Annotated in this window: 25 protein-coding genes, 1 pseudogene and 1 riboswitch; of the genes and pseudogenes, 20 read left to right on the top strand and 6 right to left on the bottom strand. The window is 45.0% G+C overall.

Going from position 1 to position 26,702, the window contains the following annotated elements; translation table 11 throughout:
• A pseudogene (locus E4T80_RS10285) lies at window positions 1-190 on the top strand (IS481 family transposase); the annotation flags it as partial.
• On the opposite strand, the gene E4T80_RS10280 reads toward E4T80_RS10285, so the two are convergent.
• The gene (locus tag E4T80_RS10280; protein ID WP_135058107.1) at window positions 182-1,792 is read right to left on the bottom strand and encodes a factor H binding protein domain-containing protein; all 1,611 of its coding nucleotides are present in this window, start codon (window positions 1,790-1,792) and stop codon (window positions 182-184) included. The pseudogene E4T80_RS10285 and the gene E4T80_RS10280 sit on opposite strands and share 9 nt — an antisense overlap.
• Before the next feature lie 137 nt (window positions 1,793-1,929).
• Here E4T80_RS10280 and E4T80_RS10275 point away from each other — a divergent pair, with 137 nt between their 5' ends.
• The 3 genes from E4T80_RS10275 (at window position 1,930) to purT (ending at window position 5,117) form a co-directional block, all read left to right on the top strand.
• Complete coding sequence (locus tag E4T80_RS10275) at window positions 1,930-2,343, top strand: helix-turn-helix domain-containing protein (protein WP_135058109.1); 414 nt, start codon at window positions 1,930-1,932, stop codon at window positions 2,341-2,343.
• 113 nt (window positions 2,344-2,456) lie between these two features.
• Window positions 2,457-3,764: a glutamyl-tRNA reductase gene (gene hemA / locus E4T80_RS10270; protein WP_135058105.1), complete on the top strand. Its 1,308-nt coding sequence runs from the start codon at window positions 2,457-2,459 to the stop codon at window positions 3,762-3,764.
• Window positions 3,765-3,935: 171 nt separating this feature from the next.
• Entirely contained in the window at window positions 3,936-5,117 is a 1,182-nt protein-coding gene (gene purT, locus E4T80_RS10265; protein WP_135058103.1) for a formate-dependent phosphoribosylglycinamide formyltransferase, read from the top strand.
• 36 nt (window positions 5,118-5,153) lie between these two features.
• Here the strand turns inward: purT and hrpA are convergent, their stop codons facing one another.
• Together hrpA and trmJ are read right to left on the bottom strand one after the other, a co-directional pair.
• Window positions 5,154-9,092: an ATP-dependent RNA helicase HrpA gene (hrpA, locus tag E4T80_RS10260; RefSeq protein WP_135058101.1), complete on the bottom strand. Its 3,939-nt coding sequence runs from the start codon at window positions 9,090-9,092 to the stop codon at window positions 5,154-5,156.
• Window positions 9,093-9,144: 52 nt separating this feature from the next.
• The gene (trmJ, locus tag E4T80_RS10255) at window positions 9,145-9,876 is read right to left on the bottom strand and encodes a tRNA (cytosine(32)/uridine(32)-2'-O)-methyltransferase TrmJ (RefSeq protein ID WP_135058099.1); all 732 of its coding nucleotides are present in this window, start codon (window positions 9,874-9,876) and stop codon (window positions 9,145-9,147) included.
• Window positions 9,877-9,997: 121 nt separating this feature from the next.
• On the opposite strand from trmJ, the gene E4T80_RS10250 reads away from it, so the two are divergent.
• From E4T80_RS10250 to E4T80_RS12825, 12 genes are all read left to right on the top strand, one after another.
• Window positions 9,998-11,035, top strand: coding sequence for an ABC transporter substrate-binding protein (locus E4T80_RS10250; RefSeq protein WP_135058097.1), 1,038 nt, complete (start codon window positions 9,998-10,000; stop codon window positions 11,033-11,035).
• 177 nt (window positions 11,036-11,212) lie between these two features.
• A complete protein-coding gene (gene agaR / locus E4T80_RS10245) occupies window positions 11,213-11,974 on the top strand; it encodes a transcriptional repressor AgaR (protein WP_047976631.1) in 762 nt (253 codons plus the stop codon).
• A 48-nt stretch (window positions 11,975-12,022) separates the two neighbouring features.
• A complete protein-coding gene (locus E4T80_RS10240) occupies window positions 12,023-13,159 on the top strand; it encodes an SIS domain-containing protein (protein ID WP_135058095.1) in 1,137 nt (378 codons plus the stop codon).
• An 11-nt stretch (window positions 13,160-13,170) separates the two neighbouring features.
• A complete protein-coding gene (locus tag E4T80_RS10235; protein ID WP_135058093.1) occupies window positions 13,171-13,644 on the top strand; it encodes a PTS system mannose/fructose/N-acetylgalactosamine-transporter subunit IIB in 474 nt (157 codons plus the stop codon).
• A 13-nt stretch (window positions 13,645-13,657) separates the two neighbouring features.
• Window positions 13,658-14,548 carry a PTS mannose/fructose/sorbose/N-acetylgalactosamine transporter subunit IIC gene (locus E4T80_RS10230; RefSeq protein ID WP_135058091.1) on the top strand — a complete coding sequence of 297 codons (891 nt, stop codon included), beginning with the start codon at window positions 13,658-13,660 and terminating at the stop codon, window positions 14,546-14,548.
• Window positions 14,535-15,371 (top strand): PTS system mannose/fructose/sorbose family transporter subunit IID, encoded by an 837-nt coding sequence (locus tag E4T80_RS10225; RefSeq protein WP_047976627.1) that lies wholly within the window; start codon window positions 14,535-14,537, stop codon window positions 15,369-15,371. The genes E4T80_RS10230 and E4T80_RS10225 overlap by 14 nt, the downstream gene beginning before the upstream one ends.
• A gap of 68 nt (window positions 15,372-15,439) precedes the next feature.
• A complete protein-coding gene (locus E4T80_RS10220) occupies window positions 15,440-16,033 on the top strand; it encodes an HAD family hydrolase (RefSeq protein WP_167740721.1) in 594 nt (197 codons plus the stop codon).
• A 13-nt stretch (window positions 16,034-16,046) separates the two neighbouring features.
• Window positions 16,047-17,843 carry a glycoside hydrolase family 35 protein gene (locus E4T80_RS10215; RefSeq protein ID WP_135058087.1) on the top strand — a complete coding sequence of 599 codons (1,797 nt, stop codon included), beginning with the start codon at window positions 16,047-16,049 and terminating at the stop codon, window positions 17,841-17,843.
• A gap of 10 nt (window positions 17,844-17,853) precedes the next feature.
• Window positions 17,854-18,234, top strand: a complete 381-nt coding sequence (locus E4T80_RS10210; protein ID WP_135058085.1) for a PTS sugar transporter subunit IIA — start codon at window positions 17,854-17,856, stop codon at window positions 18,232-18,234.
• A gap of 10 nt (window positions 18,235-18,244) precedes the next feature.
• Window positions 18,245-19,183, top strand: a complete 939-nt coding sequence (locus E4T80_RS10205; protein WP_135058083.1) for a tagatose 1,6-diphosphate aldolase — start codon at window positions 18,245-18,247, stop codon at window positions 19,181-19,183.
• Window positions 19,184-19,264: 81 nt separating this feature from the next.
• The gene (locus tag E4T80_RS10200) at window positions 19,265-19,552 is read left to right on the top strand and encodes a hypothetical protein (protein WP_135058081.1); all 288 of its coding nucleotides are present in this window, start codon (window positions 19,265-19,267) and stop codon (window positions 19,550-19,552) included.
• Between the two features lie 14 nt (window positions 19,553-19,566).
• Window positions 19,567-19,713: a hypothetical protein gene (locus tag E4T80_RS12825; RefSeq protein WP_167740720.1), complete on the top strand. Its 147-nt coding sequence runs from the start codon at window positions 19,567-19,569 to the stop codon at window positions 19,711-19,713.
• On the opposite strand, the gene E4T80_RS10195 is transcribed toward E4T80_RS12825, so the two are convergent.
• Together E4T80_RS10195 and hchA are read right to left on the bottom strand one after the other, a co-directional pair.
• Window positions 19,710-20,093, bottom strand: a complete 384-nt coding sequence (locus E4T80_RS10195; RefSeq protein WP_135058079.1) for a hypothetical protein — start codon at window positions 20,091-20,093, stop codon at window positions 19,710-19,712. The genes E4T80_RS12825 and E4T80_RS10195 overlap by 4 nt on opposite strands.
• Window positions 20,094-20,429: 336 nt before the next feature.
• On the bottom strand, window positions 20,430-21,302 hold the full coding sequence (gene hchA, locus E4T80_RS10190) for a glyoxalase III HchA (protein ID WP_135058077.1): 873 nt from the start codon (window positions 21,300-21,302) through the stop codon (window positions 20,430-20,432).
• 117 nt (window positions 21,303-21,419) lie between these two features.
• Here hchA and E4T80_RS10185 point away from each other — a divergent pair, with 117 nt between their 5' ends.
• Window positions 21,420-22,325, top strand: coding sequence for a LysR family transcriptional regulator (locus tag E4T80_RS10185; protein ID WP_135058075.1), 906 nt, complete (start codon window positions 21,420-21,422; stop codon window positions 22,323-22,325).
• Between the two features lie 218 nt (window positions 22,326-22,543).
• Here E4T80_RS10185 and E4T80_RS10180 read toward each other — a convergent pair whose 3' ends face one another.
• Complete coding sequence (locus E4T80_RS10180; RefSeq protein ID WP_135058073.1) at window positions 22,544-24,070, bottom strand: Na+/H+ antiporter NhaC family protein; 1,527 nt, start codon at window positions 24,068-24,070, stop codon at window positions 22,544-22,546.
• A 129-nt stretch (window positions 24,071-24,199) separates the two neighbouring features.
• A riboswitch (Lysine riboswitch) is annotated at window positions 24,200-24,369 on the bottom strand.
• A gap of 211 nt (window positions 24,370-24,580) precedes the next feature.
• Between E4T80_RS10180 and E4T80_RS10175 the strand changes: the two genes are divergently transcribed.
• The 3 genes from E4T80_RS10175 to rnhA all read left to right on the top strand — a co-directional run bounded on the left by E4T80_RS10175 (window position 24,581) and on the right by rnhA (window position 26,511).
• Window positions 24,581-24,985: an H-NS family histone-like protein gene (locus E4T80_RS10175; protein ID WP_135058071.1), complete on the top strand. Its 405-nt coding sequence runs from the start codon at window positions 24,581-24,583 to the stop codon at window positions 24,983-24,985.
• Between the two features lie 217 nt (window positions 24,986-25,202).
• Window positions 25,203-26,039 carry a formyltetrahydrofolate deformylase gene (gene purU, locus E4T80_RS10170; RefSeq protein ID WP_135058070.1) on the top strand — a complete coding sequence of 279 codons (837 nt, stop codon included), beginning with the start codon at window positions 25,203-25,205 and terminating at the stop codon, window positions 26,037-26,039.
• Between the two features lie 7 nt (window positions 26,040-26,046).
• Window positions 26,047-26,511 carry a ribonuclease HI gene (gene rnhA / locus E4T80_RS10165; RefSeq protein WP_135058068.1) on the top strand — a complete coding sequence of 155 codons (465 nt, stop codon included), beginning with the start codon at window positions 26,047-26,049 and terminating at the stop codon, window positions 26,509-26,511.
• Window positions 26,512-26,702 lie beyond the last annotated feature (191 nt).

Raw genomic sequence — 26,702 nt, 5'->3', positions numbered from 1 at the left:
TTACCAAGTGGCATTTAGGAAGAAAATTTATATGGATTTGAGTACATTACAAGCTGATTTGGATGAATGGTTGCTGTATTATAACCATCACCGAACCCATCGAGGAAAAATGTGCTGTGGAAGAACGGCAATGGAAACATTAGTTGATGGAAAACGAATTTGGGCAGAAAAAAATTTAAGCTCAAATTAATCTGACAGACACACATCGTTTTAAACGGGGACTGTCAGATTGAGTTTGATCTTCTACAAATAATTGGTATTGTCCCGTCACATTTTGATCTTTCCATTCTTCAGCAGTCATACTTGAATTAATACCTAATCCCCACTCATCATAATTGAATGGTCTTACAATATTTCCTTTATCGAGATGTAGAGTTCCTAAGTCTTTTAAACCCGTGATTTCACCTTCACCTTCTTTTTTAGCAAAATCAACGGTATAAGTTAAATCACCTTGACGTTCAGCAGTAAATCCGAGCCCTTTATATGTTGCATTGCCCTCAGTTGGTAGTACTTTTGTTTCGAAACCACCAAATTGTCCACTTGGTTGTATGGATAATAAATAATCTTTTCTTGCAGATTCAGGATCTTGGAATATCTCATTAGCCTCGTATTTTGCGGCGATGATTGAGTATTTCTGATTATAAATGTCTTTATAAGTTCTCTCTTTACCAATTTCTTGTGCTTTGTGATTGTATATTGATTTAGTTTTATCATCGTATTTGGATGTGAATCCTTGGGGTATATTTTCCCCAATTCTCCCTTTTATTTCATCTGCTTTTGCAACCGCTCTGTCTATGATAAATTGTTCTAGATTGTTTAATACCGTGACTTGATCATTTTCAGCATTGCTATTAGCAAAATTTTGGGCCTCCCAATCTTCTAGTCCCTTTTCTTTAGCAAGGTCGATTAATTCATTGATTTTAGTTTCACGTTCAGCTTTTTCGGTAACATAATTATTGAGATCTTCTACCGCACTTTCTTTATCCGTATGATTTCTAGCGTAGGCAAAATTACGGGCTTCCCACTCTGGTAAACCTTTCTCTTTTGCTAATGCAAAAATTTCATTCATCAGTAGTTGTCTTTTTTGTTGAATTTCATCACGACGGCTTTCTAACAAGGTCTCAGCTTCATAAAGTGTGCTATTTTTATTTTCTCGGGCAAATTGACGTGCGTCTTGATTATTCAAACCATAATTACGCGCAAGTTGGCGTAATGTGATGGTTTTATGTGCATTTAATACTTCATCAGCTACTTCTGCTTTGGATTTGTTTTGTAAATCATCGGCGAGTTCGTTTGCCCAACCTTGTGGTAAACCGCTTTGCAGGGCAAATTTCAGCACTTTATCACGGTTTAAAATTTTGTCATTTACTAATTTGGTCTCTAGTTCTTTCACAGCTTTTTCTCTTGCTGCCATTTCTTTGGCTAAATCCGCTTTTGCTTTTTTAGCAGCTTGCTGTGTTTTGGCTTGTTCATCTTGTAAGGCTTTTTGTGATTCATTTAAGCGTTGTTCTGCGGAAGCTAAGGCTTGTTTTGCTTTATTCAAATCCTGCACAGAAAGTTGTTCTGCTTGTTTTAGTTTATTTTCTGCCGCTTGTTTATCATTTTGCGCTTGAGAAAGCCGATCTTTTAACGCTTGAAGTTCCACTTTTTGTTTTTTTAGTTGGGCTTGTGTCGTTTGATCGTTATTGATTGCTGTGTTGGAATTGGGGTTACTATTACCGCCACCACTACTTCCACATCCAGTTAATGCTAATAAAAGTGCGGTTGCAACGGAGAGATTTTTTAGTTTCATTTTGGTATCCTCAAATAATTGTGTGATTAAAAAATCAAAAGAATTATAATGTTGCGTCAATTTGTGTACAATCAACCGACAGTTACGCTGAGTTACCGTATTAAGGTACATTTGCCCTGACCTTGTGAGACTAAATGATGAAAATTAATGAAAAAATCCGCCAATTACGAGAACAACGCCAATTATCTCAAGAAAATATGGCGGATAAATTGGGAATGTCAGTAACGGGGTATGCCAAAATTGAGCGAGGAGAAGTGCGTTCGACCCTACCGCGCTTAGAACAAATTTCAGATGTATTTGAGATGGATATTTGTGAATTGCTTGCCTTTGGCGAAACTGAGAAAGTTTATTTTAATAATTCCTCAAGCGGTTCGACAAATTCAAATAATTCTAATCATTTCCTGTTTGCAGTGGGTAATGAAAATTTAGAGCAAGCCCTTCAGCAATTGCAATTAATGCTTACGCTTAAAGATGAATTGCTGTTGCAAAAAGACAAAATTATTCACGGTTTAGAACGTGAGCTTGAGCTACTTAGGAAACTACAAAACTAAGAATTTGAAATAAATGGTTATCAATGAGGCCTATCAAGACAATTATTTGCACCCATTTCGTAGATTGATTAAAATGTTGCCCTTTTATCAGACCTGTTCATCTGTGGGGAAGAATGACCATTTTAGCACTTGGCATCAATCATAAAACGGCATCGGTCGGTTTGCGTGAAAAAGTCGCATTTGTCGAGGCGAAACGTCGGCAAGCCTTTGAGCAAATCACGCAACGTCAATTAGCCGAGAGTGTGGTCATTTTATCCACCTGTAACCGTACCGAGCTTTATTTTCACCAGCCCGATGTGCCGCCGCAGGAAGATCACCCCGATAATTTAGCCTGGCGGGAACAGTGCTTTCAATGGTTTGCCGAGATCCATCAGCTCGATCAAACCGAACTGCGTCAATGCCTCTATTTCAAACAAAATATGGCTGCGGCGCAGCATTTAATGCGGGTGGCTTGCGGGCTGGATTCTTTGATTTTGGGCGAGCCGCAAATTTTGGGGCAGGTAAAGCAAGCCTATCAAGACAGCGAGCAGTTTTATCACGCCCACGGCAAAAGCATTTCGACTAACCTTTCCCGTCTATTTCAAAAAACTTTCTCAACAGCAAAACGGGTACGCTCGGAAACGGAAATCGGCAGCAGTGCGGTATCCGTTGCTTATGCTGCCTGCGGTTTGGCTCGCCAAATTTTCGACAATTTCCATAATTTACGCTTTTTGTTGGTCGGGGCGGGTGAAACGATTGAATTGGTGGCACGCTATTTAATTCAACACGGTGCAAAAAATATAATGGTTGCCAACCGCACGCACATTCGGGCGGAAATGTTGGCGGAGCAGCTCGGCGTGCCTATGCAGATTTTGTCTCTTAGTGCTTTGCAGTTAGGCTTAAACCAAGCGGACGTAGTAATCAGCTCAACGGGCAGCCCCGATCTGTTAATCAGCAAAGAGATGGTTGAAATCGCTCAAAAGCAACGCCGATTCGACCCAATGTTGCTGATTGATATTGCCGTTCCCCGTGATATCGACGAAAAAGCCGGTGAGTTAGACAGTGTATATGCTTACAGTGTGGACGATCTGCAAAATATCATTCAGCAAAATCTTGCCCAACGCCAGCAAGCCGCCGAGAATGCGGAAAAAATCGTGTTGGAAGAGTGTCAGGACTTCTTTACTTGGCTGAAGCAGCAGCAATCAAGCAATCTGATTAAACATTATCGCCATACCGCCGAAAGCATTCGGCTTGAGCTGCTTGAAAAAGCGTTACACGCGCTACAACAAGGGCAAGAGGGCGAAAAAGTGCTGAACGAGCTGAGTTATAAATTAACCAACCAGCTATTGCACGCCCCAACCCAAGCGTTACAAGCAATGGCAAAAGCAGGTAATGTAAAAGGGCTGCAAAGTTTCTCCCACGCATTAAAATTAGAAGAGTAGCACTGCAAGCGGTCGGTTTAATCCAAAAATTTGCAATAAGGTAAACGGCACTATTACGATAACATTGCACATTTCAAGCCTGTTATCGACAATATGAACCAAATTTCCTTTGGTGCAATGCTATAATGCGAAAGTTCTCAATATTTTATTCACTGTGAAAAAGGATACCAAATGACGACATTAGGCACAGCCCTCACCCCGAAAGCGACTAAAGTGATGATGCTCGGTTCGGGCGAATTAGGTAAAGAAGTGGTGATTGAATTACAACGCTTAGGCGTAGAAGTAATCGCCGTGGATCGTTATGAAAATGCGCCGGCACAGCAAGTGGCACACCGAGCCTATACGATTTCAATGCTGGACGGCAACGCCTTGCGAGCGTTGGTCGAGCAGGAAAAGCCAGATTTTATCGTGCCGGAAGTTGAAGCAATCGCCACCGATACATTGGTTGAGCTTGAGCAAGAAGGCTATCAGGTTATTCCGACCGCTAAAGCGACTAAATTGACGATGAACCGTGAAGGGATTCGCCGCCTTGCTGCTGAAGAATTAGGCTTAAAAACCTCGCCGTATCGTTTTGTTGATAATGTTGCCGAGTTTGAACAGGCGGTAGCGGAAATCGGTATGCCTTGCGTGGTGAAGCCGATAATGTCCTCCTCCGGACACGGTCAGAGCGTGATCAAATCCGCTGCCGATATTCAAAAAGCGTGGGAATATGCCCAAGAGGGCGGTCGGGCTGGCGGTGGTCGGGTGATTGTCGAAGGGTTTGTCAAATTTGATTATGAAATTTCACTGCTCACAGTACGCCATATCCACGGCACATCATTTCTTGCACCGATCGGGCATACCCAAATTGACGGCGATTATCGGGAGTCGTGGCAGCCGCAGGCAATGTCGGAAACAGCCTTGAAAAACGCACAAGCGGTGGCGGAAAAGATCACTTCTGCATTGGGCGGACGGGGCATTTTCGGGGTAGAACTGTTTATTTGCGGTGATGAGGTGATTTTTAATGAGGTCTCGCCACGCCCGCACGATACCGGAATGGTAACGCTAATTTCGCAGGAATTATCCGAATTTGCCTTGCACGCACGGGCGATTTTGGGCTTGCCGATTCCGTCTGTCAATCTGATTAGCCCATCTGCTTCCAAAGCTATTGTCGTTGAGGGAAAATCGACCCAAGTCAGCTTTGGTAATCTTACCGAAGTCTTGGCAGAACCGCACACTAATATCCGTTTATTTGGTAAAGGTGAAGTGAACGGGCACCGCCGTTTAGGCGTGATATTAGCTCGGGACGAAAATGTGGAAAATGCCCTTGAAAAAGCCAGACGGGCTTATGCAAAACTTGAGGTGGATTTATAATGTTTAAGGGACGCTTAGTGCGTCCCTTTTTCTTTTCTAATTAATCTCCCCAATCGCATTCATAATCCGTTTATCGGAAATCGGGTATTTTGTGCCGAGTTGTTGGGCGAAGAGGCTGACCCGCAATTCTTCGATCATATAACGGATTTCAAGGGCTTCGTTTGGGATCGGCTTGGCTTTCGGTAATTTTGCTAACAAGGTCTGATAGGCATTTTGTACCTGTTCCACCCGCAACATTTTGGCACGATCACTGTTGCTATCGATCACTAATTTATCCAGTCGCTTGTCGATAGCGGTCAGATAGCGGTGTAAATCTGCAAGGCGGGCGTAGCCGGTTTTGGTGACGAAATCGGGGTAAATTAAGCCGTTGAGCTGGGCTTTAATATCCGATAATGCAAATGCCATTGTGAAGTCTAATTTGCCTTTCAGCCGTTTGTTGAGTTCGTAAGCTAAGGTCAGATTTTTTTCAACTTGTTTGGCGATTTCAACCGTTGTGTCGTTCAGATTTGCCCGTACGAACGCTTGCAATTGTTGAAATGCCTCTTCCGTCCAGACAAAACCGCCAAATTCCTGGATTAACTTATCCACTGCACAGGCGATGCAGTCGTCAATCAATTCCAGCACCTTGCCGAAGGGGGCGAAGTACAGCCCTAATTTCGCTTTATTCGGCAGTTTTTCGTGCAGATATTTGATAGGCGACGGTATGTTCAGCAGTAAGAGGCGGCGTAGCCCCGCTTGCATTGCGTTGGCTTGTTCAAATTCGGTTTCAAACAGGCGGATACCGACCGATTGTTGTTCATCCACAATCGCCGGATAGGCTTTGACACTAAAATGACGTTTTTTCTGTTCGTAACATTGCGGCAGGTCGGCGAAATTCCATAGATGCACACCGCTTTGTTCAATACCATCATCGGCGATATTGGATAGGCTGTTTTGTACCTCATCTTTCAGATTGAATTTCAGTTCATCTAAGTTTTCGCTTTCGGCGAGGGGTTTATTATTGTCATCAAGTACCCGAAAGCGTAGGCGTAAGTGGGGTGGCAGTTGGTTGAGATCCCATTGTTCAGGCTCAACCAATACGCCGGTCATTCTACGCAGTTCGTGGCTTAAACTGGTGAGCAACGGTTGTTTGAACGGTTCGACACGCGCCAAAAATGCCTCGGCATAATTGGGTGCCGGCACAAAATTGCGTCTAAGCGATTTCGGCAATGATTTAATCAGGGCAATCACTAATTCTTGGCGTAGCCCCGGTATTTGCCAATCAAACCCGTCCGGTTCAACTTGGTTGAGCAGCGGCAGCGGAATATTCACAGTAACGCCGTCAGCTTGCGAACCGATATCAAATTGATAACTGAGTTTGAATTTAAGTGTGCCTTTATGCCAGAAATTCGGGAAATCCAGCTCGCTGACTTTACCGGCGTTATCCTTGATTAAGAAGGATTTTTCAAAATTGAGCAGATCGGGATCGTGTTTCGCTGCTTTTTTCCACCAGCTGTCAAAATGCTTAGCAGACACCACATCAGTGCCGATGCGTTGATCGTAAAACTCGAACAGCACCTGCTCATCAACCAAAATATCACGGCGGCGGGATTTATGTTCAAGGTTCTCCACTTCCTTGATCAAGCGGTGGTTTTCCTTGAAAAATTTGTAATGATTATGCCATTCGCCCTCGACTAATGCCGAGCGGATAAAAATCTCGCGGCTCACCACCGGATCGATTGCACCGTAGTTTTTCGGACGGTTTTGCACAATCGGAATGCCATAGAGGGAGACTTTTTCGTATGCCATTACTGCGCCTTTGGATTTCGCCCAATGGGGTTCGCTGTAACTGCTTTTGGTGAGATGCGTTGCCAGCGGCTCAACCCATTCCGGCTCAATGCGTGCGACCATTCGTCCCCACAGTTTTGTGGTTTCGACCAGCTCGGCGGCTATCACCCATTTCGGCTGCTTTTTGAACAGAATAGAGTTAGGGAACAGATAAAAATGGGCGTTTCTTGCGCCTAAATAGTGGGCTTTTTCGTTATCTTTCAAGCCGATATGGGAGAGCAGCCCGCTTAATAATGCGGTATGAATTTGCAGATAGGTTGCCGGTTCGCTGTTGATCGGCAAGCCCATTTCCCGTACCGCAAGGCGAAGTTGGTGATAAATATCCTGCCACTCCCGTACCCGTAGATAGTTGAGATAATCTTTTTGGCACAAGCGGCGGAACTGGTTTTTGCTCAACGCTTTTTGCTGGGTTTGAATAAACTGCCACAAGTTCACAAACGCAAGGAAATCCGATTCTTTATCGGCAAAACGGCGGTGTTTATCGTCCGCCGATTGCTGTTTTTCCTGTGGGCGCTCTCGCGGATCTTGAATGGAGAGCGCCGAGACAATCATCATTATTTCGTGCAAACTGCCGTTTTGGCTGGCTGCCACCACCATTCGGGCAAGGCGGGGATCAATCGGCAGCCGTGAAAGCTGGCGACCAATCTCGGTGAGTTTATAGCGACCCCGCTCGCCTGCGGTGCTGTGTGCGGATTTAGCCGTGGCATAGGTGATCGCTTGCAGCTCTTCAAGTAATTTGATCCCGTCTTGAATATGGCGGTGATCGGGCGCATCGACAAACGGGAAAGAGGCTATGTCGGTTAAACCGAGAGCGGTCATCTGCAAAATCACGGAGGCTAAATTGGTGCGTAAAATCTCCGGATCGGTAAATTCAGGGCGACCGTTAAAATCTTCCTCGCTGTAAAGGCGGATACAGATCCCCGCCGATGTCCGCCCGCACCGCCCCTTACGCTGGTTGGCGGAGGCTTGCGAAATCGGTTCAATCGGCAAGCGTTGCACTTTGGTGCGGTAACTATAACGGGAGATACGAGCCGTGCCGGTGTCGATCACATATTTGATATTTGGAATGGTGAGGGAGGTTTCCGCCACGTTGGTGGCTAAAATAATCCGATTTAGCCCACCGCTTGGCTGAAAAATTCGTTGTTGCTCGGCAGCAGATAAACGGGCGTACAGCGGCAGAATATCCGTGGCATGCAGATCGTGTTTTTGCAGTGCGTCAGCGGTATCTCGGATTTCCCGCTCACCGCTCATAAAAATCAGAATATCGCCACGTCCTTCCGCTTGCAATTCGTCCACCGCATTTAAAATGCCTTGTAGCTGATCTTGATCCGCTTCTTCGATAATCGGGCGGTAACGCACCTCGACCGGAAAGGTTCTGCCGGACACTTCAATGATCGGCGCATTGCCGAAATGACGGGAAAAGCGTTCCACGTCAATGGTGGCGGAGGTAATGATAACCTTTAAATCAGGGCGTTTCGGCAAAATTTGTTTGAGGTAGCCGAGAATGAAATCGTTGTTCAAACTGCGCTCGTGGGCTTCGTCAATAATGAGCGTATCATATTGATTTAAAAAGCGATCGTGCTGAATTTCGGCGAGTAAAATCCCGTCTGTCATCAATTTCACCAAGCTGTGTTCACCCACTTGATCGTTAAAGCGCACTTTATAGCCGACGGTTTCCCCCAGTTCCGACCCCAATTCTTCGGCAAGGCGGGTGGCGACCGAGCGAGCGGCAAGCCGGCGTGGTTGGGTATGCCCGATCAAGCCTTTTACGCCACGCCCCAATTCCAAGCACATTTTGGGTAGCTGGGTGGTTTTGCCCGAACCGGTTTCGCCGGCGATAACCACTACCTGATGGGCTTCAATCAGTTTGAGGATCTCGTCTCGGCGTTCGGATACCGGTAAATCGGGGTAGTCGATGTCAAGTTGGGCGAGGTGTTGGCGGCGGCGTTCGTAACGGGCTTGGCAAGTACTGAGATCCGTTTCAATTTCTGCAAACACCGCTTGGCGTGAGGACGGATTTTTGATTTGGCTTAAGCCTTTAATCCGCCCGAATAAACGGCGGGCGTCAGCAATAGTGGTCTGTTTCAGTTGCTCAATCAAGGCTTTTTGATCCGCTGCAAGCGGTGAGTTAGACGGTTTTCTTTGCATAGTTAATATAAATCTGATCGCTTAATTTTAGGTTGACATCGATGAATGTCGGTTAATGACGGGATTTTTCAAGCTGTTTTTCGACGGCGGTGAGCATTCCCCGTAATAAATTGAGTTCGTTGGTTTCTAGCTTCGCCCGTTGATAGAGGCGGCGAAGTTTTGGCATTACCGCATCGTTACGGATAAAGCCGAGTGCGGTATAGAGCCGTTCGGTATGGTTGAAAAAATGCGCCAATGCCTCTTGGTTAGGGTAGTCTGCAAGCGGTGGGTTTTGCGGCATTTCTTGCAGTGCCAGCCACGCCATTCTCACTTCATAGCAGACGATTTGTACAGCCATTGCCAAATTGAGCGAGCCATAATCGGCATTGGTCGGAATGTGAAGGTGGTACTGACATTTCAGTAATTCGGCATTGGTTAGCCCGACCCGCTCCCGCCCAAACACAAGGGCGACTTTGCCCTGTGAAGCGTGCTGCACTGCCGTTTCGCCGCATTGACGGGGTTCTAGCAGGCTATTTTGCAGATGACGCAGCCGTGCGCTCGTGCCGATAACGAGCTGACAATCGGCAATAGCTTGCTCAAAGCCGGAGAAGCGTTCGGCACTCTCCAGCACCGATGTTGCGCCGGCAGCAAGGGCAACGGCTTGCTCATTGAGTAAATCCGTGCGTTCGCTGACGAGGCGTAAATTCGTTAATCCCATTGTTTTCATTGCACGGGCAGCCGATCCGACATTGCCGCTGTGGGAGGGTTCGACCAAAATAATTTGAATTTGATGAAGAGGAGACATACCGATTAAATCAATTAACACATTTTGCGTTATTTTAGCACGAAATGACCGCTTGTCTGCTTTGCAAACGTTTGCTTGAATGCTAGACTTTGACCTCATTTTATTTTCAGGAAGTTAAACAATGAAGCAGATCACTTTTAAATCCTTATGGGCAAGTTTATGCCTCGCCTCGCCGCTTTTTTTCGCCCAATCCGCCCAAGCGGCAGGCAAATTAACCGTGTATTGCACCGTACAAAATAATGTCTGTGAGGCGATGACGAAAAAATTTGCCCAACAATACAACGTGGAGACCCAATTTATCCACGGCGGCACAGGCACGATTTTAGGCAGAATTAAAGCGGAAAAAGACAATCCGCAGGCGGATATTTGGTATGGCGGTACGATCGAACCCCATTTCCAAGCAGGGCAGTTAGGGTTGTTGGAAGCTTACCGCTCGCCGAAACAGGCGGAAATCTTACCGCAGTTTAAGGCATTGATGGAGAGTGAAAAAGGGCAGTTTACCTCGATTGTCTATATGTTGGTGCTGGGATTTGGTGTGAACAGTGAAAAATTGCAAAAACTCGGTATTGATGCGCCGAAAAAATGGGCGGATTTGCTCGATCCCCGTTTGAAAGGCGAAGTGCAGTTGCCCGATCCCCGCAGCTCCGGTACAACCTATACGATTATGGCGACCTTAATTCAACTTTGGGGTGAAGATAAAGCCTTTGAATACCTAAAACAGCTAGATAAAAATGTGTCGCAATATGTGAAAAGTACGCTGGTAACCGCCAATCTCTCTCGTGGCGAAAGCACGGCAACGGTCGGGTTTGTGCACGGTTATGCGACCGAAAAAGAAAAAGGCGCACCGGTTGAAGCCGTTTTACCGCAAGATGGCGTAGGCTACGCGTTGGGCGGTGTGAGCTTAATTAAAGGCGGACGCAATTTAGATAACGCCAAGTTGTTTATGGATTGGGTGTTGTCGAAAGAGGCGCAGGAAATTCCGTGGCGTGAGTATGGCGTTTACCAAATTCCGACGAATGTGAATGCCGAAGTTGCGCCGCAATCGGTGAAATTGGATGGGGTAAAATTGGTCGAATTAGATTATGACCGTTTTAGCTCAAGCCAAGAAGGGAAACGGCTAGTGGATAAATGGCTATCGGAAGTGAAATTAGCCAAATAATATCCACAATATAACTCAGAGAGAAATCGGCTTAACCGCCGATTTTTCTTTTTTTAGTAAAATTATGTGATGTAGTTCTCATTTTTGAATGCTTTCGATTGTGTTTATTTTTAATCTATTTAAACTTGTTTCGAAAGCAATCGTAGTTTGTAGTGATTGTTTGAATGAGGAGAGAAAATGAGAAGCAGTGTCGAAAGACGTTCGGACATTTTAGCATTATTACAGCAAAAAGGGAGTTGTCGGGTTGAGGCGTTAGCCCAGCATTTTAACGTATCAAGCGTTACTATTAGAAACGATCTCAATAGCCTTGAACAACAAGGCTATATCACCCGCTCACACGGTTTTGCCGTATTAAATAACCGCTTAATTGCTGAACTTTCGATAGCAGATAAACGGACTCATTACCCGGAAGTAAAACAGCGGATCGGGAAGCGTGCCGCCGCACTGCTCAACGCAAATGAAAGCGTGATTTTCGATTCCGGCACAACAACGAAAGCAATCGTAAGCTATTTAGGTGATCTGCCCTTAACGGTGCTGACTAACGGCTTAGATATTGCAATGGCGTTGGTGGCTTGCCCGAATGTGGAAATCCGAATGACCGGTGGCGTGTTACGCAAAAATGCGATGTCGTTTTCGGGGATAATGGCAGACAACAATTTGCGTCATTACCGTTTTGATAAAGTGTTTCTTGGGGTGGACGGCTTTGATCTTCACAAAGGCATTACCACCTTTAATGAGCAAGAGGCACATCTTAATCGGTTAATGTGCGAGGCGGCGGAACAGGTGATTGTGGTGGCGGACGCCAGCAAGTTTGGGCAATATAGCCGATTTATCATCTGCCAAGCCGACCAAATTGATGTCCTTATCAGTGATGATAGATTGCCAATGCACTACCGCACCCAGTTGGAAAATGCCGGCGTAACGGTGCTACTCGCTTAGATTGATTTTCTTTCCTTATCATCTGAAACGATTTATAAGGAAAGTACGATGATTTTAACCCTTCCTGAACAGACTTTAACCAAACAAAATGCCTATTGGACGGCAAAGGAAATTGCACAGCAGCCAGCAACGTGGCGGGAAACGGCAGCACAAGTTGCCCAATCCGATTTAGTTGAACGTCTTGCACCGCTGGTAGCGCGAGCAAAACGTGGCGAGTTGCGGATTATTCTCACCGGCGCAGGCACTTCGGCATTTATTGGCGAGGTGGTTGCCCCGATTTTAAGCCAAACCCTCGGCTGCGTGGTGGAAGCTATTGCCAGTACCGATTTAGTCTCCAATCCTTACCAATATTTATTTGCCGATAAACCGACATTGCTCGTCTCTTTTGCCCGTTCCGGCAACAGCCCGGAAAGCATTGGCGCGGTTGAACGAGTTGATGAGATCGTCAAAGAGGCTTATCACCTTGCGATCACCAATAACCAACAGGGCGCATTATTTGCAAAATGTCGGCAGAATCCGACCGCTTACGCCTTCGCATTAGCCGAATCCACCCACGATAAAGGATTTGCGATGACCTCCAGTGCCAGCAATATGATGTTGGCGGCGTTATTGCTACTCGCACCGCAACGTTTTGATCAGGCGTGGGCGGAACAATGTTGTCAAGTTACCGAAACCTTGCTCACACAGGATTTGGAAACCGTTCGTCAATGGGCGCATCAGCCGGCACAACGGGTGGTGTATTTGGGAAGCGGGCATTTTCAAGGTTTAGCACGGGAGTGTGCTTTGAAATTGTTGGAGCTGACCGCCGGCGAGCGTTTAGGCTTTTTTGAATCGACAATGGGCTTTCGCCACGGGCCGAAATCCTTGGTGCAACAGGATACCGTGATTTTTATCTTCTCGTCCCAACACCCTTATACCCGCCAATACGACCGTGATCTTTACCACGAATTGGTGCGGGATAACAAAGCCAAACAGATCGTACTATTAGGCGAGACAAGCGGTGCGTTACAGACTGAATTTTGCAAACTGGACGATACCGGCTGCCTGTTCCCTTATCTTGTGATCGGGCAGCTATATGCCTTTTACACTTCATTACACCTTGGCTATACCACCGATAACCCTTGCTCGAGCGGTGAGGTAAACCGTGTGGTACAAGGGGTAACCCTCTATTCTTACCAACCATAAAGGAGGTCTCTATGGCAATTTTAAATGTGCGGATTGATGCTCGCTTAATCCACGGGCAAGTGGCAAATCTGTGGACATCCTATCTCGACATCACCCGCATTATGGTGGTGGACGAGATCGCCGCCAATAATGATATTGATAAGGCGGGACTGCGTTTAGCCTGCCCTGCCGGCGTGAAATTGAGCGTGCTGACGCCCGAAAAAGCTGCCACCAATATCAACGAGGGACGGTATGACTCCCAGCGGGTACTGCTGGTTACCCGTAACACGCAAACGATTTGGCAACTGCTGACACTCGGCGTGGATCTGCCCGAAGTAAATGCGGGCAATATGCCGAAAACCGAGCAAACCCGCCAGTTGCGCAAAACCGTACACGCAACGGACGAGGATATTACCGTCTTCAAACAAATTGCGGCAAAAGGGGTACGCCTGACCGCTCAACTTGTGCCGAATGAAGAAAAAATTGACCTAACCACACTGTTATAGAGGAGAACATAAGATGATTGAATGGTGGCAAATTCTGTTGATCACGCTTTATGCGTTCTATCAGATCTTAGATGAAATAACCATTGTATCCAGTGCCGGTTCGCCCGTGTTCGCCGGCTTTATCACCGGATTGATTATGGGCGATCTGACCACCGGCTTACTGATCGGCGGTTCGATGCAATTAACCGTACTCGGTGTAGGTACGTTCGGCGGAGCGTCCCGTATTGATGCCAACTCCGGTACGGTCATTGCCACGGCATTTTCGGTGGCGGTCGGAATGGATCCGCAACTGGCTTTAACCTCGCTTGCCGTGCCGATTGCGGCGCTAATGGTTTATACGGATATTTTAGCCAGAATGTCGAACGTCTTTTTCGCACACCGCATTGACAAGAATATCCAAAATCACGCTTATCGTGCGATCACAGTGAATTATTTATTGGGAGCGGTGGCGTGGGGGCTTTCCCGTGCCTTGCCGATTTTCCTTGCCCTTGTGTTTGGCGGGCCTTTCGTACAGAGCCTTGCCGATGCAATGCAAACGGGCTTCCTAAAAGTGATTGCAGACGGTTTAACCTTGGCAGGCGGCGTGCTACCGGCACTCGGTTTTGCGATCTTGTTACGTTATTTACCGACCAAACGCCACATCGCCTATTTGATCTTGAGTTTCTCGCTCACGGCGATTTTCATCACACTCTTCGGTAATGTTGCGGCAATCGGTAATGCGTTAGATGGATTGTTACCAAACTCCCTCGGTCGTGCCTATAACGGCGTACCGATGCTGGCAATGGCGGCGATTGGCGTGGCTTTTGCCTATATGGTTTATCAACGCAGTGTCGAAGGCGGCAATGCCCCTGTAACCTCAACAACCCAGTCTGCGAAAGGAGAAATTGAAGATGACGAACTCTAATCAACGTGTCGGCAACCCGAAAAATTACCAATTAACCGAAGCTGACTTCCGCCAAATCAATATCCGTAACTTATTTTTCAACCAACTCGGCTGGAACTACGAACGTATGCAAGGCTCAGGCTATCTTTGGATTATTTTACCGCAGCTACGCAAAATGTACGGCGACAATAGCCCGGAATTGCAAAAAATGATGGTAATGCACAGCCAGTTTTTCAATACTAGCCCGTTTTTCAACACCATTGTCAAAGGGATTGACCTCGCTCTTGAAGAAAAGCAAGGGGAAAAATCCATTGAAGCGGTGGCGGGGATCAAATCAGGGCTGATGGGGCCGTTTGCAGCTATTGGTGATGCGATCTTCGGCTCGCTTGTGCCTGCCATTATGGGAGCAATCGCCGCCACAATGGCAATGAACGGCAATCCGCTTGGAGTAGGGCTATGGGTGATGGTTGCAATTGCTACAATGATATTTCGTTGGGTGCAACTCAAAATAGCCTATCGTGAAGGGGTAAATTTGGTTACGCACTTAGGGCATAAACTCAATGCGCTCACCAATGCGGCAACCGTGCTGGGCGTGTTTGTGGTCGGGGTAATGTGCGCAATGATGGTGAATGTTACCGTGCCGTTTACGGCGACCATCGGCGAAAAAGTGGTCTCGGCACAGGCAAATCTTGACTTGATTTTGCCGAGATTAGTGCCTGCGTTGGTGGTGGCTTTCATTTATTGGCTGATTGGCAGACCGAAAATGAACTCCAATAAAGCCATAATGATCATCATCGCCTTGTGTATCTTGCTCTCGTGGGCAGGCTTATTGGCGAAAGGCTAATTATCTCAAGCGGTCGGATTTGTTTGTTTTCTTGCAAAACCGACCGCTTGCATAGTGGGAGTATGTTGATGAAAACACTTTATATTTTTGATTTTGACGGCACTTTAGCAGAAACGCTGCCCCTTGCGTTTATGTGCTTTCGAGAAACATTTCTGAAGTTTAATAATGAATTGCTATCCAATGCACAGATTGAAACACTTTTTGGCGGTTCGGAGCAGAGCATTATTCACCAACAAGTGAAAGGTGATCAGCAGACGAAGCAGCAGGCAATTCGATTTTTCTATCAACTTTATCAAGCCAATCACGCCCTTTATGCGCACTGCCCGATACATATCAGACAGTTATTGGCACGCCTCAAGCAACAGGGCAAAACCTTAGCGATTTTTACTGGCAAAGGCAGAGAAAGCCTTAACTATTCTTTAGCGGCATTTGAGCTACATTCTTATTTTGATTTTACCGTATGCGATGATGATATCGCTCATTCTAAACCCGCACCGGACGGGCTTTTGCATATATTGCAAAAAAGCGATTGCGATGCGACTCAAGCCATTTATTTTGGCGATAGCCCTGCCGATGTGATAGCCGGTGAACGAGCCAATATCGACACCGTACAGGTAAATTGGATAACGCAACCGGAACAGGTTTTAACCTATATTAAGTGATAGTGGGGGATTTATGCCGTTTCAAATCGGACAGTCGGATTTTTTGCTGCACGGCAAACCGTTCAAAATAATGTCAGGGGCGGTGCATTATTTTCGCATTGTGCCGGAATATTGGTATCGCACCTTATTTAACCTGAAAGCGATGGGGTGTAACACGGTGGAAACCTATGTGCCGTGGAATTTACACCAGCCGCAGCCTGACCGATTTTATTTCGACAAGCGGGCGGATCTGGTCAAATTTTTACAAACCGCCCAAGATCTCGGCTTATATGTGATTTTGCGCCCTAGCCCTTACATTTGTGCCGAATGGGAATTTGGCGGCTTGCCCGCGTGGTTGCTCAATATCCCGAATATCCGATTACGTCAATCCTGCCCGATCTTTCTTGAACAAGTCTCGCACTATTTTGCCCGCCTGTTGCCGCTTGTTGCCCCTTACCAAATCACCCGTGGCGGTCATATTTTGATGATGCAGATCGAAAACGAATACGGCTCGTTCTGTAATGATAAAGACTATTTGCGGGCGATCGCTGCTTTAATGCGGCAAAACAGGATTGATGTGCCGCTCTTTACGTCGGACGGTGCGTGGCAAGATGCTCTAGAGGCAGGGGCATTGATTGAAGATAACATTCTGCCGACCGGCAATTTTGGCTCTCGTTCCGCTGAAAATCTAGCGGAATTACAGCGTTATTTCGCACGGCACGGCAAATCGTTTCCGCTAATGTGTATGGAATTTTGGGACGGTTGGTTTAACCGTTGGCTCGAACCGATGATTAGCCGTGATCCGCAGGAGCTGGCAACCTGTGTTGAGGCTCTGCTCAAACGGGCGAGTGTCAATTTTTATATGTTTCAAGGTGGCACGAATTTTGGTTTTATGAACGGCTGCTCGGTGCGGGGCGATACCGATTTACCGCAAGTTACCTCTTATGACTATGACGCACCGATACGGGAATGGGGCGAGCCAAGCGAAAAATATTTTTTATTACAACAGATCATAGCAAACTACCCCGATGCCAGCCCGATCCGACCACCGATTTTGCCTAGCCTGACTGCCTACCCCAACGTGCCGTTAGCCAATGAAGTGTCGCTGTTTAACTGCTTAGATCAAGTTGCCGAACGGCAGGATTTTCCCTATCCGCAAACAATGGAACAACTCGGTACGCCTTACGGCTACCTGCTTTACCGTGCAACGCCTAGCAGTGCAAGCGGAGAGATCAAGCTTAGAATTTACCAAGGGCGTGATCGGATTCAGATTTTCAATCAGCAGCAAAAAGTCGCCACCCAGTATCAGCACGAAATCGGCAGTGAAGTGATGCTCAAGACGCCAAACGATCATTTTCAGTTGGATCTATTGGTTGAAAATCAAGGGCGGGTCAATTACGGCGGCAAACTGCAAGCCCCAACGCAACGAAAAGGCATTACCGGCGGGGTAATGCTCGATCTGCATTTTCACACCCAATGGCAGCATTATCCCCTTGATTTTGAACGGCTTGAACGGCTGGATTTTAGCGGCAAAGCCGACCCGACCACCCCTTCGTTTTACCAATTTTGGTTAGAGATTGGCGGAGAACCGCAGGACACCTTTATTGATACGCAAAATTTGGGTAAAGGCGTGATTGTGGTGAATGGCGAAAACCTTGGGCGCTATTGGTCGGTTGGGCCGACTTGCTATTTGTATCTGCCTGCGCCGCTGCTCAAATCGGGGCGTAACCAAATTATTGTGTTTGAAACCGAAGGCGTTCGCCCAAGCTGTTTACGCTTTAGCGATCGCCCGATTTACCAACCCTTAACCACAGAAAAGATCTCAAACTAAAGGAGCGACTATGAATTTAATGCTTATCAGCCACGGTGAGTTTGCCGAGGGGCTGCTTGATACTGCCGAAATGATTTTAGGCAAAATCGACAAGGTGCAAACAGTGTGCCTTTATCCCCACGAAGGCACGGAGGATTTCCGGCAAAAATTTGAGCAGGCACTTGCGCGTACAGACGGTGAAACAGTGGTACTGTGCGACATTATCGGCGGTACGCCTTGCAATGTGGCAATGCGTTATCTCGATCGTATCTCATTATTTAGCGGAATGAATTTGCCAATGGTGATCAGTGTGGTAAGCGAAGGCACTGCGGATCTACTCGAAAATGCACGCTCGCAAATTTACGATGTGGCGGCACAACTCAAACAAATTCAAACGGACGAAGATGAATAGGATGCATAAAATGACTAAACAAGATTATCTCAAACGGCTCTGTACCCCTGAAGGCATTATTGCGGCATTAGCGATTGATCAGCGAGGTGCGTTAAAGCGAATGATGGGCGAGACGATTTCCGCTGCCGAGATCAGCGAATTTAAAAGCCTTATCTCACACTCATTAACCCCCTATGCCTCGTCCATTTTGCTTGATCCGGAATTTGGCTGGCAGGCGGCAGCACAACGTGCGCAGCAGTGCGGCTTAATAATGGCGTACGAAAAAACCGGCTATGATAAAAGCGTGGCGGGGCGTTATCCGGATTTGATTGACGATGTGTCCGTTTACCGTCTGAAAGAGCAGGGGGCTGAGGCGGTTAAATTATTGATTTATTTTGATATTGATGCACCGAAAGCCGTGAATGATCGCAAAGCCGCTTTTGTAGAACGGGTTGCCAGTGAGTGCAATGCCGAGCAGATACCACTTTTCCTTGAAATTTTGACCTATGACGGTGAGGTGGAAGATAAACGCCAACTGGCCCAAAGCAAGCCCAGCAAAGTGATTGAGGCTATGACATTTTTTGCCGATAAACGTTTTGGCGTTGATGTATTGAAAGTAGAAGTACCGGTGGTAATGCAATATGTCGAAGGGTTTGGTGACGATGTATTATACAGCCAAAGCGAAGCGCAAGCCTATTTTAAAGCACAAAGTGAAGCCACCACGCTCCCTTTCATTTTCTTAAGCGCCGGTGTATCGGCAGAATTGTTCCAACAAACGCTAGAATTTGCCCACGCCGCCGGCAGCCGATTTAACGGCGTATTATGCGGGCGGGCGACTTGGGCAGACGGCGCAATCTGTTACAAAATGCAGGGTGTGAGTGCCGCACAACAATGGCTGGCGACACAGGGCGTGCAAAATATCCGTGAGTTGCTTGCCGTCCTCAAACGCACAGCGACACCGTTAAAATAGCCTTGTACAAGCGGTCGGTTTGGCGCGATTTTTTGCAAAATAGCGATTAAAACCGACCGCTTGTGTAATATGGGGGAGAGAATGAAAATCATCGTTTTTATATTAACCGCAATCTTTATCTCTATGTGTGGATTTATATTGCACGTTGCGATGGTGGAGTGGCTTGATCCCTATCTTCAAGGTCAGCTAAGCGATATTCAAACCGTACCGTCTTGGGAGGTGAAATATTTAGCCGCTTTGACCAGTATTGAAACCGGCATAGGAATGACATTCTTATATCTGTTATTGAGGCAGACTTTAGCAGGGCGAAGTGTGCTAGTAAGAGGCACGATAATGGCAGTGATTGAATTAGCCATAATGGGCGGTTAATTCGCCAGCCGTTAATGGATTATGCCATTGGCAATCCGCTCTATATTGCGATATTACAAAATATGAGTAGTTGGATAGTGTGGTGGGTAATCGGCATTGCGACTACATTAGTGTATGATTTTTTATTCGTAAAATGTATTGCCAATAAAATGATCGACTAATTCCGACTTGAATGTTGGTGAATGTGGAATAAAATGATTTGGTTAATATTGTGTAGCCTTTTTTTATTTGCTAAACGGGCTATTTTTAGTTGGAAAAACGGCTCGGCAATAATAAAGTGATATTCATCACACATCAATTCAATATAGGCGTGGTAGGCATCATTTAAGTGTTGCGGTGAAAATAACTCGGACATTAGTGAGGGAAATTCGTATATGCCCTGTAAAATATCGGATTTTATTTTGTGCTTGGGGATATCCGATTTATGCAAAAGATAGTCGGCTTTATACATCAATAATGAACGTTTAAAGCTTTCCATTTGCCGATTTCCTTTAGGCAGTTTGTTGACTAATGCAATATAGGCATCAATTAAAGAGAGCATATCTGTTCCGTATTATATTTGGTAGTTTAAATATGTCGGCAAGTGGGTATAGTAAAGGAGGTTGGTGTAGCCGTCTTACAATTTATCACATAGATATTTATACCTTGATAATATAATAGCGCAAAATTTCGGTATTATGGGGAAAAAGTATCAATGGCTATTAGGAGTGTATTATGGGGATTACACGCAGGTGTCCGTTAAAATCTACATTTTATTAAAATGCTATAAAGGGACGGACACCGGCGTCGCATTCTATTGCGGAGAACAAAGTTCAATTTAGCATAACAGAAAATAATTATGCAAAATATGGATTAAAATCAACCGCTTGTATTCGTATTATTCTATGCCAACGGCTTTCAATAATTCTGCGGCTGCTAAAATGCCGAGTGCGTTGGCTGCTAACGGGCTATCGCCAGTCAGTAATTTACGGTCTTGGTGAACTTGCCCAGTGATGTCTTTGTTTAATACTTTCATACCTAACTGTTCAAGGCGAGCGGCAAGTAACCACGGTAATTTGCCCGGCATATAGCCGATGTCAATATTTGCTCCCTCGTCTAATGCATCGGGAAAGACGCATAAGGCGTAATCTTTGAACGGAAAATCCTCATCAATGCGATCAATGGCTGCTGCAACCAATGCTGCAGGGCCGTGGCATAGAGTGATAATAAATTTGTCGTTTTTCAATGCCCAATCCAGTATTTGTTGAACCTCACGGCTTTCCGGTATTTTGTTGAACGCACCGTGTCCGCCCGGAATGAAAACCGCGAGATAGGGAGAGTTTTCTTGAGTAACTTCATCAAGAATATCTGCCAATTTGTGAGGTTTGCTTAATTTAGGCAGATAGGTATTGTAAATAGTTGCTACTGCTTGATCCTCTTTCGGCATCGCCCACATTTCGAATTTAGCGTGATTGCCCGATAAAGTTGCTACTTCAATTTCAAAGCCAGCTTGGTGAATGTGTAACGTAGGAAGCAATGTTTCGACAGGGTGGTTGCCGGTGGAAAACCATTTGCCATTTTGCATTTGTAAATAGCGTTCGTCTGTGGCAATCATCAATACTTTATATTTACCGCCTGTATAGCTCTGTTTGAATTTGACCCCATCAAAGTTGGTATGTGGTGAGGTATATTGGCTAAGAGAATAATCAGAGGGGAAGAAAGCGTTATGTTCTGCGAAATCCGGTACAGGTTGTGTGTTCAGTGCTGTCATAGAAAAAATCTCCAAGTAATAAAATGACATATGAGAAATAGGTTTGCGATTATAGTAGATGTCTATCATAATAAAATAGATAAATATGGCATAAACTATCTCTAAAAAAGGAATAATATGGATAAATTGAGTGCTTTACGCTATTTTTGTGTTGCTTGTGAAACTTTGAATTTTCGGGAAACTGCCCATCGATTAGCGGTATCACCACAAGTGGTGAGTCGCACAATTGCCCAATTGGAAAAACAATTGGGGGAACAACTATTTAAGCGTAATACCCGCAATATTGTGTTGACGGAGTTTGGTAGCCAATTTTTACTGAAAGCCGAACGCTTACTCGCCGAAAGCGAAGCACTGTTTGCAACTAAACTGAACGAAAATGAAATGAGCGGAGTGGTGAGGATTACTTTGCCACCGTTACCCCGGCAGGCAGCGATTTTAACGGCATTATTGGAAAAACTGGCACCTTACCCGGATGTAGTAATTGATTGGCAAGTCGATTTGGATAAGCTTCATAGTGTCTGTCATCAAATTGATATTGGGCTACGCCTTTGTCTTGAGCCGGAGGCTGATTGGGTGGCACATCATATTTGTAATGTGCGGGAGAAAATTGTTGCTTCTCCACTTCTGATCAAGCGGTTAGGTAAACCGAAAAATTTGCAAGAGTTACAACAAAGGTATCCGTTAAGTGGCTTATTTAACCCAAAAACGGGAAGAGTATGGAATTGGTATATCGATCAACAGCAGCAAATAGGGGTGATTCATCCTGCATTTATTGCCAATAATATGGAGAGCGAATTGATCGCCGCTCGCACCGGTAGAACGGTTGCACAGCTATTGGAATGGGTATGCGAAGCAGATTTGATACAGGGGCAACTGATTGAACTCTTTCCAACACTGAACGTACCAATGTGGAAACTGTATCTGTATCGTCCTTATCAAGGGATAACGCCTACTCGTGTTGCCTATGTATTTGCCTGTTTAAAAGAGATTTTGGTGAAATTTTATCAGACTAAAAATGAATAAATTTAAGTGAGGAGTGTTACTTATAGAATTATATACTAACGGCACGGAGAGACTGTTTGAATTTAAGTCGGGACGGGATACTAAGTTGGCGTTCATTATAAAATCAAATCAATATTGTTATTAATAAACGAACGCCAGCGTAGCTCTTTGTAAAATTAGGCTTAAATTGGCACCCCCCTACATAAACCGAATTTATTCACTGAAACCAACCGCTTGTATTAGGCGGTTTTTTTCGCTTTAAATAAAGAGAGCAGTACAAATAAGATCACACCAGTTACTCCAAAAGCAAGTAGGGCGGATTGGCTGAAGCCTAGCACTAAATAGCCGATCAGCGAGGCTAGAGCAACGGTCATTGCGTAAGGTAGCTGGGAAGTAACGTGATCCATATGGTTACATTGTGCGCCGGTTGAGGACAAAATTGTGGTGTCCGAAATCGGTGAGCAGTGGTCGCCACAGACCGCTCCCGCCATTACCGCAGATAAACACGGCAGTAGAAGGCTTGGTTCTGCGTTGGCTGCCATTGCGGCGGCAATCGGTAACATAATGCCGAATGTGCCCCAACTTGTGCCGGTGGAGAATGCCATCACTGTGCCGAGTACAAATAAAATCGCAGGCAGGAATGCGGTATTGATATTGCCCGCAACGAGCGTTGAGAGATATTTGCCGGTTTGCATATTGCCCACGATACCGTTGATCGTCCAAGCAAAACATAAGATGAGGATTGCACCGGACATTGCTTTTGTGCCGATGAGGTAAGATTTGAAATAGTCTTCAATGCTAATTTGACGACTTGCTACGATAAGCAATGTGGCAACCGCTATGGCACTTAATCCGCCAACCACTAATGAGATACCGACAGTGGTGTTTTCAAACGCACCGAGAATATCAAAGGCTTTGCCCTCTGCTGCCAGTGCTTGATAACCGGTGTACATCATCATAGCCACGGTAGCAACAATCAGGGTAATGATCGGCAAAATCAGGCTACTTACGCGACCTTGTGAGAGTGTGTTTTCCGCATTGCTATGTGCATTAAGGGCTTGTTGTTCAAAGCGGGTCATTGAGCCGAGATTGATCGAGAAGTAAGCCACGGCGAAGACCGTTACCATTGAAAAAATGGCGTAGAAGTTCATCGCACTCATTGTCATAAAAGCGCCTAATGGGGAATAACCGGTGATGCCGTAAGTTGTGAGTAAACCGGCGACTAAGGTGATGATATAAGCTCCCCAGCTTGAGATTGGCATTAACACGCACATTGGGGCGGCAGTCGAATCTAAAATGTAGGCAAGTTTAGCCCGTGAAACCTTGAATTTATCCGTAACCGGACGCGCAATCGCACCAACCGCAAGGCTGTGGAAATAGTCATCAATAAAGGTAAAAAAGACCAAGCCGGCAGCCATCAGTTTTGCACCACGTTTGCCTTTAATATGTTGCTGCGCCCAGTTGGCAAAGGCTTGATTACTGCCGGAAATACTTAATAGTGCAGTTAAAATCCCTAATAAAATCAAAAATAAGACGATATTAACATTGTTGGCATTCAGCCCTTCTTCTGTATAAACTAAGGAAACAACGCTGTTTTTTAGATGTACAACGGCATCGACAAAATGCCCGTTGGCTAACATCAATGCACCGACAATAATGCCGATACTGAGCGAAATAATCACTTTACGGGTGAGAATTGCCAAAATAAGCGCTAATAATGCCGGTACAACCGACCATAAGGATTGAGAATAATCGACCAAATTCATAAAACCTCTAAGATTGTTTTGTTAAATGATTGCCAAATACAAAGAAAGAGATCTACTGAGTAAATTTACACTATTGAGTATAAAAATAATATTAAGGAAGGGAAATTAAAATAATGATGAAAAACCCAGCCTAACAGTAGCACTCCATAGTTTTCACTATGACAGTGTCGTCCCTTTCGGTAACGACCCCAACCAATTAAGATGACGCTTAATTGATTTCGGCAAATCCGCCTTTCTTCTTTCTTCACCGTTTTCCACTCGAAAAGAATACTTATCGGATTTGCACCTCTACAATTTGTAGGACACTGTTAGATTACCACTAAATCAGTGTCATTTCCAACAGGAAAAATGAAAAATTATTTAAACTAATGCCGAATTATTATTCAGCTGTTATTGAGTTTGTTTAAAAAATACTATTATTTTGTTTACCTAAAAAATAAATTAAGCTAATATAAGATAGATTTCATAATTAAGACAATAAAACAAGTTTTATTTATATAGGAGATAAAAATGTCTGAATTATTAAGAACACTGTCTAATATTCGTAGTTTACGTGTTGTTGCTCGTGAAACCACGTTGGAACAAATGGAAGCTATTTTAGAAAAAGTTACTTTTGTGGTGGAAGAAAAGCGTGAAGCAGAAAAAATGCGCGAGCTTGAGAATGCAAAACGTCTTCAAGGGTTAAAAAAATATCAGGAAATGCTTGAAGCCGATGGAATTTCTGCCGAGGAACTTGCTTTATTATTAGCAGGCACAACGGAGAAAGTGAGAACTTCACGCCCGCCACGTCCTGCGAAATATAAATTTACCGATGATAAAGGCAATGAAAGAACCTGGACGGGGCAAGGTCGCACCCCGCGTGAAATTCAACGTGCATTAGATGCCGGTAAGTCATTAAGTGATTTTGAAATTTAATTGACACTGTTTTTCTAAATAATCATAAAAAGAGAACCCCAGCCGGTTCTCTTTTTATCATTTTATTGAATAAAAAAGTGATTATTTAAATAAGCTGAAATAACAAGCGGTGAGATAACACCGATTTTTTGTAAAAGTAATGTGTTATTTGTAATAAGAATAGAATGGTTTATTCACTCTTGTGCTAAATAATTGATCATATTTAATGGGATAAATAATGATTGAACATAAAATTTTATTAACGGAATGTCCGGATGCGACCGGGCTAGTCGCTAAAATCACCAATATTTGTTACAAACATCAACTGAATATTGTGAAAAATAGTGAGTTTGTGGATGCCGAAACCGGACGTTTCTTTATGCGGACGGAATTACAGGGCATTTTTAACGATCAAACCTTGTTGGCGGATTTGGATTTGACGCTGCCACAAGCGGCAAATTATCGGTTAGTACCTAAAAAACAGAAACGGATTGTCATTTTAGTCACCAAGGAAGCGCACTGTTTAGGCGATATTTTAATGAAAACCTATTACGGCGGTCTGGAGGTTGAGATTGCTGCGGTGATTGGTAATCACGATACATTACGCAGCTTAGCGGAGCGTTTTGATGTGCCGTTCCATTTAGTGAGCCACGAAGGCTTAACCCGTGTGGAACACGACCAGCAATTAGCCGAGAAAATCGATCAATATACGCCGGATTATATTGTGTTGGCGAAATATATGCGGGTATTAAATCCGGAATTTGTCGCGCGTTACCCTAACCGTGTAGTCAATATTCATCATTCCTTTTTACCGGCATTTATCGGTGCAAGACCTTATCAGCAAGCCTATGAACGAGGCGTGAAAATTATCGGCGCAACGGCACATTTTATCAATAATGAACTGGATCAAGGGCCGATTATTATGCAAAATGTCATCAATATTGATCATACCTATACTGCCGATGCAATGATGCGTGCCGGGCGTGATGTCGAGAAAACGGTGCTAAGCCGTGCATTAGAGTTGGTATTGGCTGATCACGTGTTCGTTCATCAAAATAAAACGATTGTGATGTAACTCACCAATGAAACAGGTTGAAATTTTTACGGACGGCTCTTGCTTGGGAAATCCCGGTAAAGGCGGCATTGGTATTTTGTTGCGTTATAAAGGGCAAGAGCAAACCGTCAGCAAAGGCTATTTCCAAACCACAAATAACCGAATGGAGCTTCGGGCCGTGATCGAGGCACTTAATCTGCTGAAAGAACCCTGCCAAGTGCTGCTTTATAGCGACAGTCAATATATGCAAAACGGTATTCAAAAATGGATTTTTAATTGGCGGAAGAATCACTGGAAGACCAGCCAGAATAAGCCGGTTAAAAATCAGGATTTATGGATAGCGTTGGATCAGGCAATTCACCGTCATCAACTGCATTGGAAATGGGTAAAAGGGCATTCCGGACACCATGAAAATGAGATTTGCGATCAGTTGGCGAAGGCGGGTGCCAATCATCCGACTCTTGAAGATGTCGGCTACCAGCCGGTGGAATAGCGGCAATTTCGTGAACTAGATCACAAATGTCAAGATTGGTTTTGACAAAATGTTGACATAGCTTTTGTTACTGTTATGATGTTTTTAATTCATTTTTAACTTTATTTTTGATTGAATTACTCCAAATAATGTTAAAAGCGTTTAACGATTATTCAGATTCAGTTGTACTGAAGTTAATCACCCTCTTAGAC

It is taken from the genome of Muribacter muris (assembly GCF_004569585.1).
Taxonomy (GTDB): domain Bacteria; phylum Pseudomonadota; class Gammaproteobacteria; order Enterobacterales; family Pasteurellaceae; genus Muribacter; species Muribacter muris.
Note: the sequence above shows the minus strand (reverse complement) of the source record. Positions and strands in the feature narration are given on the sequence as shown.

Coding starts and splice junctions, on each gene's coding strand:
- E4T80_RS10280 (WP_135058107.1), bottom strand. CDS start 1,792: ATGAAACTAAAAAATCTCTCCGTTGCAACCGCACTTTTATTAGCATTA.
- trmJ (WP_135058099.1), bottom strand. CDS start 9,876: ATGTCTCCTCTTCATCAAATTCAAATTATTTTGGTCGAACCCTCCCAC.
- E4T80_RS10235 (WP_135058093.1), top strand. CDS start 13,171: ATGGCAATTTTAAATGTGCGGATTGATGCTCGCTTAATCCACGGGCAA.
- E4T80_RS10200 (WP_135058081.1), top strand. CDS start 19,265: ATGAAAATCATCGTTTTTATATTAACCGCAATCTTTATCTCTATGTGT.
- E4T80_RS10225 (WP_047976627.1), top strand. CDS start 14,535: ATGACGAACTCTAATCAACGTGTCGGCAACCCGAAAAATTACCAATTA.
- E4T80_RS10215 (WP_135058087.1), top strand. CDS start 16,047: ATGCCGTTTCAAATCGGACAGTCGGATTTTTTGCTGCACGGCAAACCG.
- E4T80_RS10250 (WP_135058097.1), top strand. CDS start 9,998: ATGAAGCAGATCACTTTTAAATCCTTATGGGCAAGTTTATGCCTCGCC.
- purU (WP_135058070.1), top strand. CDS start 25,203: ATGATTGAACATAAAATTTTATTAACGGAATGTCCGGATGCGACCGGG.
- hrpA (WP_135058101.1), bottom strand. CDS start 9,092: ATGCAAAGAAAACCGTCTAACTCACCGCTTGCAGCGGATCAAAAAGCC.
- E4T80_RS10230 (WP_135058091.1), top strand. CDS start 13,658: ATGATTGAATGGTGGCAAATTCTGTTGATCACGCTTTATGCGTTCTAT.
- agaR (WP_047976631.1), top strand. CDS start 11,213: ATGAGAAGCAGTGTCGAAAGACGTTCGGACATTTTAGCATTATTACAG.
- rnhA (WP_135058068.1), top strand. CDS start 26,047: ATGAAACAGGTTGAAATTTTTACGGACGGCTCTTGCTTGGGAAATCCC.
- E4T80_RS10180 (WP_135058073.1), bottom strand. CDS start 24,070: ATGAATTTGGTCGATTATTCTCAATCCTTATGGTCGGTTGTACCGGCA.
- E4T80_RS10185 (WP_135058075.1), top strand. CDS start 21,420: ATGGATAAATTGAGTGCTTTACGCTATTTTTGTGTTGCTTGTGAAACT.
- E4T80_RS10210 (WP_135058085.1), top strand. CDS start 17,854: ATGAATTTAATGCTTATCAGCCACGGTGAGTTTGCCGAGGGGCTGCTT.
- E4T80_RS10220 (WP_167740721.1), top strand. CDS start 15,440: ATGAAAACACTTTATATTTTTGATTTTGACGGCACTTTAGCAGAAACG.
- E4T80_RS10195 (WP_135058079.1), bottom strand. CDS start 20,093: ATGCTCTCTTTAATTGATGCCTATATTGCATTAGTCAACAAACTGCCT.
- E4T80_RS10240 (WP_135058095.1), top strand. CDS start 12,023: ATGATTTTAACCCTTCCTGAACAGACTTTAACCAAACAAAATGCCTAT.
- hemA (WP_135058105.1), top strand. CDS start 2,457: ATGACCATTTTAGCACTTGGCATCAATCATAAAACGGCATCGGTCGGT.
- purT (WP_135058103.1), top strand. CDS start 3,936: ATGACGACATTAGGCACAGCCCTCACCCCGAAAGCGACTAAAGTGATG.
- E4T80_RS10205 (WP_135058083.1), top strand. CDS start 18,245: ATGACTAAACAAGATTATCTCAAACGGCTCTGTACCCCTGAAGGCATT.
- E4T80_RS10275 (WP_135058109.1), top strand. CDS start 1,930: ATGAAAATTAATGAAAAAATCCGCCAATTACGAGAACAACGCCAATTA.
- E4T80_RS10175 (WP_135058071.1), top strand. CDS start 24,581: ATGTCTGAATTATTAAGAACACTGTCTAATATTCGTAGTTTACGTGTT.
- hchA (WP_135058077.1), bottom strand. CDS start 21,302: ATGACAGCACTGAACACACAACCTGTACCGGATTTCGCAGAACATAAC.
- E4T80_RS12825 (WP_167740720.1), top strand. CDS start 19,567: ATGGATTATGCCATTGGCAATCCGCTCTATATTGCGATATTACAAAAT.